15 protein-coding genes are annotated in these 15,872 nt (G+C 60.3%); all 15 read right to left on the reverse strand.

Features of this window, described 5'->3' with window-relative positions; all coding sequences use genetic code 11:
- Positions 1-77: 77 nt before the first annotated feature.
- The 15 genes from P0D89_RS24445 to P0D89_RS24515 all read right to left on the reverse strand — a co-directional run bounded on the left by P0D89_RS24445 (position 78) and on the right by P0D89_RS24515 (position 15,868).
- Positions 78-503: a F0F1 ATP synthase subunit epsilon gene (locus tag P0D89_RS24445; protein ID WP_149670003.1), complete on the reverse strand. Its 426-nt coding sequence runs from the start codon at positions 501-503 to the stop codon at positions 78-80.
- Between the two features lie 158 nt (positions 504-661).
- A complete protein-coding gene (gene atpD, locus P0D89_RS24450; protein WP_408359752.1) occupies positions 662-2,056 on the reverse strand; it encodes a F0F1 ATP synthase subunit beta in 1,395 nt (464 codons plus the stop codon).
- 102 nt (positions 2,057-2,158) lie between these two features.
- Positions 2,159-3,043, reverse strand: a complete 885-nt coding sequence (atpG, locus tag P0D89_RS24455; RefSeq protein WP_408359754.1) for a F0F1 ATP synthase subunit gamma — start codon at positions 3,041-3,043, stop codon at positions 2,159-2,161.
- A gap of 139 nt (positions 3,044-3,182) precedes the next feature.
- Entirely contained in the window at positions 3,183-4,724 is a 1,542-nt protein-coding gene (atpA, locus tag P0D89_RS24460) for a F0F1 ATP synthase subunit alpha (protein WP_408359756.1), read from the reverse strand.
- Positions 4,725-4,782: 58 nt separating this feature from the next.
- Positions 4,783-5,322: a F0F1 ATP synthase subunit delta gene (locus P0D89_RS24465; protein ID WP_408359758.1), complete on the reverse strand. Its 540-nt coding sequence runs from the start codon at positions 5,320-5,322 to the stop codon at positions 4,783-4,785.
- 2 nt (positions 5,323-5,324) lie between these two features.
- Positions 5,325-5,795, reverse strand: a complete 471-nt coding sequence (locus P0D89_RS24470) for a F0F1 ATP synthase subunit B (RefSeq protein ID WP_042327177.1) — start codon at positions 5,793-5,795, stop codon at positions 5,325-5,327.
- Between the two features lie 138 nt (positions 5,796-5,933).
- Positions 5,934-6,203 (reverse strand): F0F1 ATP synthase subunit C, encoded by a 270-nt coding sequence (gene atpE / locus P0D89_RS24475; protein WP_007180033.1) that lies wholly within the window; start codon positions 6,201-6,203, stop codon positions 5,934-5,936.
- 81 nt (positions 6,204-6,284) lie between these two features.
- A complete protein-coding gene (gene atpB, locus P0D89_RS24480) occupies positions 6,285-7,136 on the reverse strand; it encodes a F0F1 ATP synthase subunit A (RefSeq protein WP_408359760.1) in 852 nt (283 codons plus the stop codon).
- Positions 7,137-7,300: 164 nt separating this feature from the next.
- Positions 7,301-7,843: an ATP synthase subunit I gene (locus P0D89_RS24485; protein ID WP_408359762.1), complete on the reverse strand. Its 543-nt coding sequence runs from the start codon at positions 7,841-7,843 to the stop codon at positions 7,301-7,303.
- Between the two features lie 881 nt (positions 7,844-8,724).
- Positions 8,725-9,612, reverse strand: a complete 888-nt coding sequence (locus P0D89_RS24490) for a ParB/RepB/Spo0J family partition protein (protein WP_408359764.1) — start codon at positions 9,610-9,612, stop codon at positions 8,725-8,727.
- 18 nt (positions 9,613-9,630) lie between these two features.
- Positions 9,631-10,422, reverse strand: a complete 792-nt coding sequence (locus P0D89_RS24495; protein ID WP_408359767.1) for a ParA family protein — start codon at positions 10,420-10,422, stop codon at positions 9,631-9,633.
- 83 nt (positions 10,423-10,505) lie between these two features.
- Entirely contained in the window at positions 10,506-11,189 is a 684-nt protein-coding gene (gene rsmG / locus P0D89_RS24500) for a 16S rRNA (guanine(527)-N(7))-methyltransferase RsmG (protein ID WP_408359769.1), read from the reverse strand.
- Positions 11,186-13,144, reverse strand: coding sequence for a tRNA uridine-5-carboxymethylaminomethyl(34) synthesis enzyme MnmG (gene mnmG, locus P0D89_RS24505; RefSeq protein WP_408377383.1), 1,959 nt, complete (start codon positions 13,142-13,144; stop codon positions 11,186-11,188). Before mnmG ends, rsmG begins: the two co-directional genes overlap by 4 nt.
- A gap of 175 nt (positions 13,145-13,319) precedes the next feature.
- Positions 13,320-14,084 carry an ABC transporter ATP-binding protein gene (locus P0D89_RS24510; protein ID WP_408359773.1) on the reverse strand — a complete coding sequence of 255 codons (765 nt, stop codon included), beginning with the start codon at positions 14,082-14,084 and terminating at the stop codon, positions 13,320-13,322.
- A complete protein-coding gene (locus P0D89_RS24515) occupies positions 14,084-15,868 on the reverse strand; it encodes a branched-chain amino acid ABC transporter ATP-binding protein/permease (RefSeq protein ID WP_408359776.1) in 1,785 nt (594 codons plus the stop codon). Before P0D89_RS24515 ends, P0D89_RS24510 begins: the two co-directional genes overlap by 1 nt.
- Positions 15,869-15,872 lie beyond the last annotated feature (4 nt).

Raw genomic sequence — 15,872 nt, forward strand, 5'->3', positions numbered from 1 at the left:
CTGACGTTTCCGTAAACGTCAACTCGTGATCAAAAAAAAGCAGCCACGAAGGCTGCTTTTTCTCTGATGCGTATTGCCTAATTCTGACCGCGTAGCTTGCGCAGACGCTGAATCGCCGCGAGTTGGGCCGTCGCATACGCGAGTTCCGCTTGCGCGGTTGCGTATTCGAGGTTCGAACCCGTGTTCTGCAGCGCTTCTTCCGCACGCTTGCGTGCATCTTCGGCCTTGGCTTCGTCGAGATCCTTGCCGCGAATCGCGGTGTCGGCGAGAACCGTCACAGCGCCCGGCTGAATTTCGAGGATGCCGCCGGCGACGAACACAAACTCTTCTTCGCCGTTTTCAACTTCGATGCGCACCGCACCCGGACGAATCCGCGTGATGAGCGGCGTGTGGCCCGGCAGAATGCCGAGTTCACCCGCTTCGCCCGGCAGCGCGACGAACTTCGCCTGGCCCGAGAAGATCTGCTCTTCCGCGCTGACGACGTCTACTTTAATGGTTGCCATAAGTGTCGACTCCTGTCGACGAGAGTTAGCGCTTTTGCGCTTACTCTCGTCCCATGCAAGGCGGGGTTGAGCGTAGTAAGAGGCGCCGGCTTTGCTCAGTGCTACTGTTTGGGTAGTCCTGATGTGCGAGCCCGCGCCCGCTTCGTTACACCCGACCTTTACTGGATCTTCTTGGCCTTTTCGAAGGCTTCGTCGATCGTGCCGACCATGTAGAACGCTTGTTCCGGCAGGTGGTCGCACTCGCCTTCAACGATCATCTTGAAGCCACGGATCGTTTCCTTCAGCGGCACGTACTTGCCGGGCGAACCCGTGAACACTTCGGCGACGTGGAACGGCTGCGATAGGAAACGCTGGATCTTACGAGCACGCGCGACGGCGAGCTTGTCTTCCGGCGCCAGTTCGTCCATGCCCAGAATCGCGATAATGTCGCGCAGTTCCTTGTAGCGCTGCAGCGTTTGCTGCACGCCGCGCGTGATCGCGTAGTGCTCTTCACCGATCACGTGCGGATCGATCTGGCGCGAGGTCGAATCGAGCGGGTCCACTGCCGGGTAGATACCCAGCGAAGCGATGTCACGCGACAAAACGACAGTTGCGTCCAGGTGGCCGAAAGTCGTTGCCGGCGACGGGTCGGTCAAGTCATCCGCAGGGACGTACACGGCCTGAACCGACGTGATCGAGCCGGTCTTGGTCGACGTAATACGCTCTTGCAGCTTGCCCATTTCTTCAGCCAGCGTCGGCTGATAGCCCACGGCCGACGGCATACGGCCGAGGAGTGCCGACACTTCGGTACCGGCCAGCGTGAAACGGTAGATGTTGTCGACGAAGAACAGCACGTCGAGGCCTTCGTCACGGAAGTGCTCAGCCATCGTCAGGCCGGTCAGCGCGACGCGCAGACGGTTGCCCGGCGGCTCGTTCATCTGGCCGTACACCAGCGCGACCTTGTCGAGAACGTTCGAGTCCTTCATTTCGTGATAGAAATCGTTCCCTTCACGGGTACGCTCGCCAACACCGGCGAACACGGAGTAACCACCGTGTTCTTTAGCGATGTTGTTGATCAGTTCCATCATGTTCACGGTCTTGCCCACGCCGGCGCCACCGAACAGACCCACCTTGCCGCCCTTCGCGAACGGGCAGATCAGGTCGATAACCTTGATGCCGGTTTCGAGCAGTTCGGTCGACGGCGACAGGTCCTCGAACGCCGGAGCCTTCTGGTGAATGCCGCGAACCACATCCGAGTTGATCGGACCAGCTTCGTCGATCGGGCGACCCAGCACGTCCATGATCCGGCCCAGCGTCGGCTTGCCGACCGGCACGCTGATCGGGTGGCCCGTATTCTTCACGACCGTGCCGCGACGCAGGCCGTCCGATGCACCCAGACAGATGGTACGGACGACGCCGTCGCCCAGCTGTTGCTGGACTTCGAGGGTCAGTTCCGAACCTTCGAGAATGAGCGCGTCGTAAATCTTCGGCATGGATTCACGCGGAAATTCCACGTCGATCACCGCGCCGATGCACTGTACGATCTTGCCTTCTACCAAAGCAGTAGTACTCATCGCTTTTCCTTTAGATACTCAATTCTTCACTCGCGCAAAGGCGCAGTTTCGGTGGGGTGCGCCTCACGGGCGCACACGAAGCAGCGTGACTGACCGTCAAGGTCAGACTGCCGCCGCGCCACCGACGATTTCCGACAGTTCTTTCGTGATCGCGGCCTGACGGCTCTTGTTGTACACGAGCTGCAGTTCGTTGATGACCGTCTTCGCGTTGTCCGAAGCGGCCTTCATCGCGACCATCCGCGCGGACTGCTCCGATGCCATGTTTTCCGCGACGGCCTGATAGACCAGCGCTTCGACATAACGCACCAGCAGTTCGTCCACCACTGCCTGCGCATCCGGCTCGTAGATGTAGTCCCACTGCGTGCTCGGCGTCGTGCCGTCTTCTTCCTTGCGCTCGAACTGGTCCGCCGACAGCGGCAGCAATTGCTCGATCACCGGCTCCTGCTTCATCGTGTTGACGAAGCGCGTGTACGCCAGGTACACCGCCGAAACCTTGCCTTCCGAGTACAGGTCGAGTTGCACCTTCACCGCGCCAATCAGCCTTTCGAGATGCGGCGTATCGCCCAGTTGCACGACGTTCGACACCACCTTGGCGCGCAGACGGTTCAGGAAGCCCAGACCCTTGGTGCCGATCGCGGTTGCTTCGATCGACTTGCCCTGGCCTTCGAGTTCCTTGAACTTCTGCGTCGACGCACGCAGCACGTTGGTGTTCATACCGCCGCACAGACCCTTGTCGGTCGTGACGAGGATGATGCCGGCCGCCTTCGCGCCTTCGTTCGGCACCATGAACGGGTGACGATACTCGGGGTTCGCACGGCTCATGTGCGCAGCGATGTCGCGGACCTTGTCGGCATACGGGCGAGCAGCGCGCATGCGCTCCTGAGCGCGGCGCATCTTCGATGCGGCCACCATCTCCATCGCTTTCGTGATCTTGCGCGTGTTTTGCACGCTCTTGATCTTGCCGCGAATTTCCTTCATTCCAGCCATTGCTTGCTCCTTGTCGGCCCGAGTTAGCGCTTTAACGCTTACTCGGGTCCCATGCAAAGCGATCGAAGCAGCGCGGGGACATTCACATGCGGCCCGCGCCGCTTCAAGGTCCGTTTATGCCTTGCGGATCACTCGCGGATCAATAAGCGCCGGACTTCTTGAAGTCCTTGAGGGCCGTGTGCAGCAGGCCTTCGTCGTCCTTCGAGAGTTCCTTGGTATCTTCGATGCGCTTGACCAGGTCAGCGTGGCTCGACTTCAGGTATTCGCGCAGGCCCTTTTCGAACGACAGGACTTGCGAGACTTCGAGGTCGTCGAGGTAGCCGTTGTTCGCTGCGAACAGCGAGATGGCCAGTTCCCACACTTGCAGCGGCTGATATTGCGGCTGCTTCAGCAGTTCCGTCACGCGGCGACCGCGCTCCAGCTGCTTGCGGGTCGCTTCGTCGAGGTCCGATGCGAACTGCGCGAATGCTGCCAGTTCGCGGTACTGTGCCAGGTCGGTACGGATACCGCCCGACAGCTTCTTCACGACCTTCGTCTGAGCCGCACCACCAACGCGCGACACCGACACGCCAGCGTTAATTGCCGGGCGGATACCTGCGTTGAAGAGGTCGGTTTCCAGGAAGATCTGGCCGTCGGTAATCGAGATCACGTTCGTCGGAACGAACGCGGTCACGTCGCCTGCTTGCGTTTCGATGACCGGGAGCGCCGTCAGCGAACCGCTCTTGCCCTTTACCTCGCCGTTCGTGAACTTCTCGACGTACTCTTCCGAGACGCGAGCAGCACGTTCCAGCAAACGCGAGTGCAGATAGAAAACGTCGCCCGGATAGGCTTCACGGCCCGGCGGGCGGCGCAGCAGCAGCGAGATCTGACGGTATGCCCAAGCCTGCTTTGTCAAGTCGTCGTAAACGATCAGCGCGTCCTGACCGCGGTCGCGGAAGTATTCGCCCATCGAGCAGCCGGCGTACGGCGCGAGGTACTGCATCGCCGCCGATTCCGAAGCCGAAGCGGCCACGACGATCGTGTATTCCAGCGCGCCGGTTTCTTCCAGCTTGCGCACCACGTTCATGATCGACGAAGCCTTCTGGCCGATCGCGACGTAGATACAGAAGAGGTTCTTGCCCTTCTGGTTGATGATCGCGTCGACTGCAACTGCGGTCTTGCCGCACTGGCGGTCGCCAATGATCAGCTCACGCTGGCCACGGCCAATCGGGACCATCGAGTCGATCGATTTCAGACCGGTTTGGACCGGCTCCGAAACCGACTTACGCCAGATCACGCCCGGAGCAATCTTTTCGATTGCGTCGGTCTTCTTCGCGTTGATCGGGCCCTTGCCGTCGATCGGGTTGCCCAGTGCGTCGACCACGCGGCCGAGCAGTTCCGGACCCACCGGAACTTCCAGAATGCGGCCCGTCGTCTTGACGATGTCGCCTTCCGAAATGTGTTCGTACTCACCCAGAATCACGGCGCCGACCGAGTCGCGCTCGAGGTTCAGTGCGAGACCGAAGGTGTTGCCCGGGAATTCGAGCATTTCGCCCTGCATCACTTCCGACAGGCCGTGGATACGCACGATACCGTCGGTCACGGAGATCACGGTGCCCTGGTTGCGAACGTCTGCGCTCGCTTCAAGGCCCTGGATCCGGCTCTTGATCAGCTCGCTGATCTCAGAGGGATTGAGTTGCATTATTCGCTCCTGATAGTCAATTCTGTTGCGTGCCAGCCGCTTCAGCGCCGTGGGCGCTTCAGGCCGTCAGAGCCGTTTGCATGCTGGCAAGCCGCGCGCGGACCGAGGTATCGAGCACTTCGTCGCCGACCGTCACGCGCACGCCGCCGATCAACGACGAGTCGACTTCGACCGTCGGCTTCAGCTTGCGTTTGAACTTGCGTTCGAGACTTGCGACGAGTTCGTTCAACTGCGCGCCTTCGAGCGGGAATGCGCTGACGATCAGCACATCGGCCGCCCCTTCGCGGGCGTTCTTCAACTCTTCGAACTGCGTGGCGATTTCCGGCAGCAATTGCAGGCGATGGTTGTCCACCAGCATTTGCACCAGATTCTTCGCTTGCGCGTTGTCCTTGAGCGGCGACTTGACCGCGGCCAGCAGCAGTTCGCTGACCTGGGCGCGGCTTACTTTCGGGCTCGAGGCGATCGACAGCACATCGGGCAGACGCGCAACCTGTGCCAGCTCCTGCACGAGCGTGGACCAGGCGGCGATGTCACCAGCTTCGGCCACGCCAAACAGCGCTTCTGCGTACGGACGGGCGATGGTTGCAAGTTCGGCCATGATCAGAGCTCGGCTTTCAGTTGATTCAGCAGGTCAGCGTGGGCTGCCTGGTCGACTTCGCGCTTCAGGATCTGCTCAGCGCCTTTCACAGCGAGTGCAGCGACTTCGCCGCGCAGCGTTTCGCGCGCCTTCACGACTTGCTGGTCCGCGTCGGCCTTCGCTTGCGCGATGATGCGAGCGGCTTCAGCTTGTGCCTGAGCCTTGATTTCGTCAGCGACTGCCACAGCGCGCTTTTCCGCGTCGGCAATACGTTGCTGACCATCATTGCGTGCCTGGGCAAGTTCCTGGTCGACGCGCTTGTGAGCAGCTTCGAGTTCTTGCTTGCCCTTTTCAGCAGCCGACAAACCGTCAGCAATCTTCTTCGAGCGCTCGTCGAGGGCGTTGATCAACGGCGGCCACACGAACTTCATCGTGAACCACGCGAGGATCAGGAACACGACCATTTGCGCAAACAGGGTTGCGTTGAGATTCACGGTGTTTCCTTAAACGTTGCTAGTTCGGAAAGTGAAACGGCAAGGCGCTCATCGATTCTGTATTCGATCAGCGCCCAAGTGCCCGTTCCGCCCTGCGCCTTTACCAGTTATAGCTCAGGCGCAAACTTCCGAGGAACCTCAGCCTGCCAGCTTCGACAGCAGCGGGTTCGCGAACGCAAACAGCATTGCCACACCAACGCCAATCAGGAACGCCGCATCGATCAGACCAGCCAGCAGGAACATCTTGGTTTGCAGCGGGTTCATCAGTTCCGGCTGACGAGCACATGCTTCGATGTACTTGCCGCCCATCAGGCCGATACCGATACAGGCGCCGATTGCACCCAGGCCGATGATGATGCCGATACCGATGGCGGTCAGACCCTGGATGTTGGCGATGAAAGCTTGCATGATCACTCCTTTGTGAAAAGTCTTTTAGAACTGGTTGGAACTGGGATTTGAAAAACTACGATTCTTTGTCGACGGCGCCCGTTAGTGCGTGTCGTGTGCCTGGCCGATGTACACCAGCGTCAGCATCATGAAAATGAACGCCTGCAGCAGAACGATCAGGATGTGGAAGATTGACCACACGCTGCCGGCGATCACGTGGCCGATGAAGCCAAGCACCGTCGTGTCCGCGCCGAAGCTCCAGATGCTGCCGAGCAGGGCAATCAGCAGGAACAACAGCTCGCCCGCGTACATGTTGCCGAACAGCCGCATGCCGAGCGAGACCGTCTTCGCGACGAACTCGATGATGTTCAGTGCAAGGTTCGGGATCCACAGGAGCGGATGCGCGCCGAACGGAGCGGACAGCAGTTCATGCACGAAGCCGCCTGCGCCCTTGATCTTGAAGTTGTAGTAAATCATCAGCACGAACACGCCGAGAGCGATGCCGAGGGTACCGTTCAGGTCGGCGGTCGGCACGATGCGGTGGTGCGGGATGGCTTCGGACAGACCCAGCCAGCCGATCACGTGGCTTGGCAGATCGACAGGGATAAAGTCGAGCGAGTTCATCAGCGCAACCCAGACGAACACGGTCAGCGCGAGCGGTGCGATGAAAGTGCGCGTGCCGTGAATCATCGACTTCGATTGATCTTCGACCATTTCGACCAGCATTTCGACCGCGCATTGGAAACGGCCCGGTACGCCGGACGTCGCCTTGCGAGCAGCGAGATGGAGAATGAAGATGGTGGCCAGACCGCAAACGATCGACCAGAAAAGGGTGTCCAGATTCCACACGTGAATGTCGAAAATCGACGTCTGGTGCGCGGTGGAAAAGTTCTGCAAGTGGTGCGCGATGTACTCGGACGGATCCATTGCGCGCGTGCCTTCGCTAGCTGCCATATCGTTAAAGCCACCCAAATTGTCGAAAATCGTCTTAGGCCGCACCCGCAGCAATGCTGTATTGCGGGAACACGCCGGGTGCGGACCGTGTCGTATCCGCACACCTGTGGCCGGCGCGCTGCGCGCCAGCCTGAATTTTGTGCTGCTACTGTGTTACTGCTACCTTAGCGCCACGCCAGGGCAATCCAGTAGGTCTTGAGCGCAATGAGGTAGGTCACGAGCAGCGGAACCCAGCGTACCTCGTGATACCAGAAGGCGATGGCTACAAACATCGCGATCGTTGTCCCCATCTTGAGCGCTTCGCCGATCATCCAGCTCATCACTGTCTCAGCGCCGCTCAACGTTCTAAGGCGCGCCGCGAACAGCGCACCCGGTATCCAGCAAATCGCCCCACCCAGGAACGCGGACAGCGCAGCAGCGCCCGGCGGCTTGTAAAACAGCCACCACAACAGCGTAGCACCCAGGGACAAAACCATTTGCGCCGCAACGACCTTGAAAGGCGTAACGCGCGATGGACGACTCACGCTCGGACCAAACAGCTTTTCGGCTTCAGCCCGCGTGAGCGGAACGATATTGTTATCTTCTTGCTCGGCGTCCCACGCCTCGTGTGCAACTTGCTGACCGGTGGGCGCATCCGAAACAGAGCGTTCAACGCGGTGTCCGTCGCGCCCATTCTTCGGCGCTTGATTCGACGTTTTGACCGCCATTGCAGTGTTCCGAAAGTCTTTGTTCAGCTCGCGAGCTTACGCTTCGCTTACGGGGGTGCCGTGCAATTAAATCGGGGCGATTGTAAGCGATAGTTGCAGGCAATTCAAGACTTTAGGCCGTCCAATAACGAGCGTGAAAAGCGCCCCCACGATGCGGGAGTGGCGCTCTGATAGGAGAAAGCACGCCAAATGTAAGGCGGCTTGGGGGACCGCAAAATGCGCGCTTTGAATCGGGCGGGTTTACGCCCACGGATAGGGCGGCTGGATGTCGTGACAGACGTCTCAAAAATGCAACAAACGCCAAATTTTGCGCACAGCATTGGACGGGGCGGGCGCTGACGGGTAAACGGCGCGCCTATGGCGGAGCGAGTTCACCATCACGGGCCGCGGAGTTGCGGCGAAAGCTCCTTGTTTGGAGCGGCTCTGGGCGATTAGCGTTGCGGACGGCGATCGAGTTTCGCAGCACCTTGGGGCGACTACCTGTCTCGCCATGTGGACCCACATGACCACGCCGGGCCGAGCGCGTCACATGACAGACGCTTGTTGGCGGGAAGACTTCGCATTGCGACAGCAATCGCTGCGGTCGGACGCACGGCACGGCCTGTTCAGTTGGCAAAATCAAACGCCTTTGCCGCCGCCACAGAGATTTCACAACATAGCAAAATATCTGGATTCCTTATCATCAGAGTTCGATTTTTTATTCAGGAATCCAATTGGAATTGATTTGGAATACAGATCAATAAAATTGGCCTTTCAATTCGGCACGCCCAGCACAACACTTCGGCGAACGCTGAACATGCCCGAATCGTTCCAAATAGCTTGCGAGCGATCGACCACCCCGCCGCAAGCCTATTCAGCACTCGTCCGATGCATTGCGTGTCTTACACCGTCGCATTACCTCGCAACCGCACGAGAATACCTTCCAACGCATCCAGATCACCAAAGTCCACCAGCACCTGCCCCCTACCCCGTCGACCGAGCTTGATCTTTACCGTCGCCGAAAGCAAATCCGACAGCTCTTCTTCAAGCCGCCGCGTGTCGCGTCCGCCGTCCGGATTCGCGCGCGCCTTGACCGCAGGCGCGGCCTTGGTGGTGACCGCCACCAGCTTTTCAGTCTCGCGCACGGACAGTCGCTTGTTCACGACCTGGTTGGCCAGCGTGATCTGCGTTGCGGCGTCGACGGCCAATAGCGCCCGTGCGTGCCCCATGTCCAGATCGCCGGCCAGCAACATCGTCTGCACCGGCGACGCCAGGTTGAGCAGGCGCAGCAGATTCGATACCGCGCTACGCGAACGGCCGACCGACTCCGCCGCCTGTTCGTGCGTGAAATTGAACTCGTCGAGCAAGCGCTGGATGCCCTGCGCTTCTTCCAGCGGATTCAGATCTTCGCGCTGAATATTCTCGATCAGCGCCATCGCGGCGGCGGCCTGGTCCGGCACGTCCTTCACCAGTACCGGCACTTCCTCGAGGCCCGCGAGACGCGCTGCGCGAAAACGCCGCTCCCCGGCGATAATCTCGTACCTGTCCGCCGACACGGGACGTACGAGGATCGGCTGCATCACCCCCTGCGCGCGAATGCTTGCCGCCAGTTCCTGCAACGCGCCTTCGTCCATGCGTGTGCGCGGCTGGTACTTGCCCGGCTGCATCTTGCTGAGCGGCAGCACGTTGGGCGCACCCTCGATCGTCACCGTTTCGGTGATGTCGGCGGTGCCGCCCAGCAACGCCTCAAGGCCGCGTCCCAGTCCCTTCTTTCTTGCTACTGCGTTCATCGTGCTTCCTCGATCCGCTCAGGATGCCTGGGGCGCGTCGTTCAACGCGCGCACCCGCTCAATCATTTCCGCGCCGAACTGCACATACGCCTGCGCGCCACGCGATGCCCGGTCGAACACCACGCCCGGCAAACCATAGCTCGGCGCTTCGGCCAGACGCACGTTGCGTGGGATTACCACGTCGAATACCTTGTCGCCGAAATGCTCTTTCAATTGATCCGAAACCTGCTGTTGCAGCGTAATGCGCGGATCGAACATCACCCGCAGCAAACCAATGACCTTCAGGTCCCGGTTCAGGTTGGCGTGTACCTGCTTGATCGTGTTGACCAGATCGGACAAACCCTCGAGCGCGAAGTACTCACACTGCATCGGAATCACGACGCCGTGGGCGGCGCACAACCCATTGAGCGTCAGCAGCGACAAAGCTGGCGGGCAGTCGATCAGCACAAAATCGTATTCACTCTCGACCGCCGCGAGCGCGGCCTTCAATTGACGTTCACGATTCTGCACACTGACGAGCTCCACCTCTGCGCCCGCGAGTTCGCGGTTCGCGGGTAACACGTCATAACCGACGGCTTCCGGACGGATGCGCGCGTCGGTCACCGATACGCTATCCACTAGCACTTCGTAGACGGTGTTTGCGCATGCGGCCTTGTCGATGCCGCTGCCCATCGTGGCGTTGCCCTGCGGGTCCAGGTCGATGAGAAGGACTCGCTGTCCCTGCGCTGCCAAGCTCGCGGCCAGATTGACTGTGGTCGTCGTTTTGCCGACGCCGCCCTTCTGGTTCGCAACGCAGAAGATTTTTGCCATCGTTCGTGTGTCCCTTTTGCTGCTTCTGGATGAAGTAAAAATCGTTGATTCGGCCGCGGTGATGCACGAGGCTAGCGCCGGCCTCAGTTGTCGGCGTCCACTACGACCTTGATCAGATGCCGCTCGGCCTCGAGCGACGGCACGTTCAGCCGTATAATCTGTTCCACGTGGGCGCCCACCGGCAAGCGTTCGATTTCGCCATCCGGACGCACGCCTTTCATCGCCCAGATCGCCCCCTGCTCCGCAACCAGATGACGGGCCAGTGTAACGAAATCCGTGAGTTCTGCGAATGCGCGCGAGACAATTACGTCGAACTTTGCCGGTACTTCGGCGCCCGGCTGCAAAGTCTCGACGCGGCCGGTCACCACCGACAGATTCGCCAGACCCAGTTCCGCCTTCGCCTGAGCCTGGAAGGCCGTTTTCTTATGAACGATATCGTTCAAGGTGACCGTCCAGTCGGGCAAAACGATCGCTAGGACAACCCCAGGCAAGCCGCCGCCCGAACCCACGTCGAGCACCGACGACGGCCCACGAGGCGCGAGATGCGGCACGATCGAAAGCGAATCGAGAATGTGCTGGATCAGCATCTGCCGCGGATCGCGGATCGCCGTCAGGTTATAGACGGCGTTCCACTTCGCCAGCAGCGCGACGTAGTCGAGCAACTTGCCCTGCTGGGTGTCGCTCAAATCGAGACCAAGTTCGCGGACCCCGCTTGCCAGCAACGGCGCCAACGTCTGCTGAGCGCTTCCCTTCTGACTCACCGTCATTGCGTCACCGGCGTGGTATCGGTGCCGGGTTCGGCGGGTTTCGTCGAACGGCGGCCCAAGCCGCGCTTCAGATGGACCATTAGCAAGGAAATCGCCGCCGGCGTGATGCCGGAGATGCGCGACGCCTGGCCGATGGTTTCGGGTCGGAATTGCGTCAGCTTCTGACGCGCTTCGAACGAGAGACCTCTGACTTCCGCGTAGTCCAATCCCTCGGGCAGACGTGCGCTTTCATTGGCCTCGTTTCGTACGATCTCCCCGGCTTGACGGTCGATATAGCCCTGATACTTGATGCCGATTTCGATCTGCTCCTTGATCTGAGCGAGCAGTACGTCGTCTTCAGCAAGGATTTCAGGCGCGCCACATGCACCGGCACGCAAGCCGCACACGCCGTCGTAGCTGACGCCCGGACGACGCAGCAGATCCGCCAGGCTGTATTCGTGGTCGATCGGCTTGCCGAGCAAAGCGGTCGCTTCGTCATCAGGTAACGTCTTAGGATTGACCCAAGTCGTGCGAAGACGCTCTGTTTCACGTGAAACAGCGTCGCGCTTGCGGCTAAAGGCTTCCCAACGAACATCGTCGACCACGCCAAGCTCGCGGCCGATTTCGGTCAACCGCATATCGGCATTGTCTTCGCGCAGGCTCAGCCGATATTCGGCCCGGCTTGTAAACATCCGATACGGCTCGGATACGCCTCGTGTGACCAGATCGTCGACCAGCACGCCAAGGTAAGCCTGGTCGCGACGCGGGCACCACGCTTCCTTGCCCTGCACATACAACCCTGCATTGATGCCCGCCAGCAGGCCTTGCGCGGCCGCTTCTTCGTATCCGGTCGTGCCATTGATCTGCCCGGCAAAGAACAGCCCGTTGATCACCTTGGTTTCCAGCGAAGCCTTCAGTCCGCGAGGGTCGAAATAGTCGTATTCGATCGCATAGCCCGGCCGCAGAATGTGCGCGTGCTCCAGGCCGCGCATCGAACGCACCAGTTGGAGCTGCACATCGAACGGCAGGCTCGTGGAGATTCCGTTCGGGTAGAACTCGTTAGTCGTTAGCCCTTCCGGTTCCAGGAAGATCTGGTGCGATTCCTTCGACGCGAAACGGTGAATCTTGTCCTCGATCGACGGGCAATAGCGCGGCCCCACTCCTTCGATCACGCCCGTATACATCGGCGACCGATCAAGGCCGCCGCGGATGATGTCGTGCGTACGCTCGTTCGTATGCGTGACCCAGCACGGCACTTGCCGCGGGTGCTGGTCGACGCGCCCAAGAAATGAAAACACGGGCACTGGATCGAGATCGCCCGGCTGCTCTTCGAGCTGCGAGAAGTCGATCGTGCGGCCATCGATACGCGGGGGCGTACCCGTTTTGAGCCTGCCCTGCGGCAGCTTCAATTCCTTCAGCCGCGCGGACAGCGAAATCGCCGCCGGATCGCCTGCGCGGCCGCCGGTGTAGTTGTTCAAGCCCACATGAATCTTGCCGTCGAGGAACGTCCCGGCCGTCAGCACCACGGCGCGCGCCCGGAAACGAATCCCCACCTGCGTGACTGCCCCAACGACACAGTCGCCTTCCACCATCAAATCGTCGACGGCTTGCTGGAACAGCCACAAATCCGGCTGATTCTCCAGCCGGTGCCGGATCGCCTGCTTGTACAGCAGACGATCGGCCTGAGCGCGCGTCGCCCGCACGGCGGGCCCTTTCGACGAATTCAGGATACGGAACTGGATACCGCCCTCATCCGTCGCGGCCGCCATTGCACCGCCAAGTGCGTCAACTTCCTTGACCAGATGGCCTTTGCCAATACCGCCAATCGACGGATTGCAGCTCATCTGGCCGAGGGTTTCGATGTTGTGAGTCAGCAGCAGCGTCGTATTGCCCATGCGCGCCGAAGCCAACGCGGCTTCCGTGCCGGCATGACCGCCGCCAACGACGATTACGTCAAATTCTGTGGGAAAAAGCATCGCGGATCTCACGCCAGATCGACGCGTGAGCCTTTCAAAGGAAAATGTATGGGCGAATTATAACGGGTTCGGTTTAGGCCCGAATTTCGTCTAGGTGGCCGACCCGAAAAAAAACGGTGTGTTTCACGTGAAACACACCGCTTCGAAGCGCAGCAGTCAGCGAAAAAACCGGCGACTAAGCCACTTTCTTGGCCAGCCCCAGATACGTTTCGATCACACGAGGATTGTGCGCCAGATCAGCTGCCGGCCCCTCCATTACCAGTTCCCCAGTTTCGAGTACATAGCCATAGTCCGAAATCTGCAACGCCGCGCGCGCATTCTGCTCGATCAGAAGTGTCGCTACCCCGGTCTCCCGCAGCGCGCTAATGATGTGGAAAACTTCTTTGACGATCAGCGGCGCAAGACCCAGGCTCGGCTCGTCCAGCATCAGCAAATCGGGCTTGCCCATCAATGCGCGCCCTACCGCCAGCATCTGCCGCTCACCGCCGGACAAAGTCCCAGCAGCCTGCTTGCGGCGCTCCTTCAAACGCGGAAACAGCGTAAAGACCGGTTCGAGTTGTTCGAGAAAATTGCGTTCCCCAGCGCGCTTGCGTCGATAAGCGCCGAGAACGAGGTTGTCCTCAACTGTCATTGATGCAAAAAGCTCGCGCTTTTCGGGCACCAGACACATGCCACGCGCGACCCGCTTCTCGACCGGCACCGCGCTCACATCTTCGCCCTGATAGACTACCGCGCCCTTCGCGTGCCCCGTATTCGGCAATGCGCCCATGATCGCATTCAATAACGTGGACTTGCCCGCGCCGTTCGGCCCGATCACCGAAACGATTTGCCCTGCTCGCACCTTGATCGCCGCACCGTGCAGCGCCTCGACCTTGCCGTACCGGACCGACAGACCGTCCACTTCGAGAATCGGTGTAGCAGCATTCACTGTGTTCTCCATCACTCCACCCCGCCCAAATATGCTTCGAGCACCGCGGGGTCTTGCTGAACGTCCAGCGGCAAGCCTTCCGCGATCCGGATTCCGAACTCCATGACCACAAGCCTGTCGGTGAGATTCATCACGAAATCCATGTCGTGTTCGACCAGCAGCACGCTCATACCTTCGGCCTTCAGGCGACGCAGCAGGTCGGCGAGTTGCAGCTTTTCCTGGTAGCGCAAGCCCGCTGCCGGTTCGTCGAGCAGCAACAGCGTTGGATCACAACACAATGCCCGAGCGATCTCGAGAATCCGCTGCTGGCCCAACGCCAGACTGCCCGCTTCGTCGTACATATGCTGTTCGAGCCCGACGCGGCGAATCTGCCGAGCCGCTTCGGCCATCAAGCGTGCCTCTTCCGCGTTGTTCAGGCGCGCGACACTGCGCCAGACGCCCGCGTGCCCACGCAGATGCGCGCCGATCGCAACGTTCTCCAGAACCGTCATCCCCGGCAGCAGTTTGACGTGCTGGAAGGTCCGACCGATCCCACGCTTGACGATTTCACGTGAACTCAGCGAATCGATCCGCTCGCCGTGGAACGTGATCTCGCCGCTGGTCGCCTGCAACACGCCGGTGACGAGATTGAAAGTGGTCGACTTGCCGGCGCCGTTCGGCCCGATCAACCCGATGATTTGCCCCGCTTTCACCTCGAAGCTGACATCGTTCACCGCGACCAGCCCGCCGAACTGCTTGCGCGCTTTGTTCACTGTCAGAAGATCTTCGCCGGCCTGCGGCTTGCTGCGCTGCGGCAACGGTTCCGCATGATCCGCCAGATGAGCGCGCGGGCCGCGCGGGAAAAAGCGCGCGACAAACGGCCACACCCCTTGCCGCGCGTACTGCAGCAGCAACACCATCAAGATGCCGAATACGATCACTTCGAAGTTGCCGTTCTCGCCCAGCAGCTTCGGCAGCAGCGTTTGTAGATAGTCCTGCAGCACTGTCAGGATCGCCGCACCGAGCACCGCGCCCCACACATGCGAGACGCCCCCCACCACCGCCATGAACAGAAACTCGATGCCGTGATTCAGGCCGAACGGCGTCGGATTCACCGCGCGTTGCAGATGGGCGTACAGGAAGCCCGAGACCGCTGCCAGCACCGCCGCGTAGACGAAGATCACCACGCGCATCCACGCGGTATTCACGCCCATCGCCTCCGCCATCATACCGCCGCCGCGCAGCGCGCGAATCGCCCGTCCCGGCCGACTATTAAGCAGATTCTGAACGGAGATCACTGCCCCGAGCACGACCAGCCAGATCAGGTAGTAAATATGGCGGCCCGACTCCAGGTTGATGCCGAAAATATTCAGCACCGGAATCCCATTGATGCCGTCGTACTTGCCGAGCATTTCCAGGTTGCCAAACAGGTAGAACAGCGCGAGCCCCCACGCGATCGTGCCGAGCGGCAAAAAGTGCCCGGACAGACGCATCGTCACGAGCCCCAGCATCAGTGCGATCAACGCCGTCACAACGACACCCGCGATCAGCGCGAGCCACGGCGAGATGCCGTAGTTCGTCGTCAGATACGCGGTCGCGTACGCGCCGATGCCGACGAACGCCGCCTGCCCGAAACTCGTCATCCCGCCGATACCGGTCAGCAGCACGAGGCCGATCGCGACAATCGAATACAGGCCGATATAGTTGAGCAGCGTGACCCAGTACTCAGGCACGTGGATCGGCCGCGGCAACACCGGCAGCGCGAACAGCACCACGAGGAACAACCAGAAGAACTTGTTTTGCATGATCCGTTTCATCGTG

Source organism: Paraburkholderia sp. RL18-085-BIA-A (assembly GCF_046027075.1).
Taxonomy (GTDB): Bacteria; Pseudomonadota; Gammaproteobacteria; order Burkholderiales; family Burkholderiaceae; genus Paraburkholderia.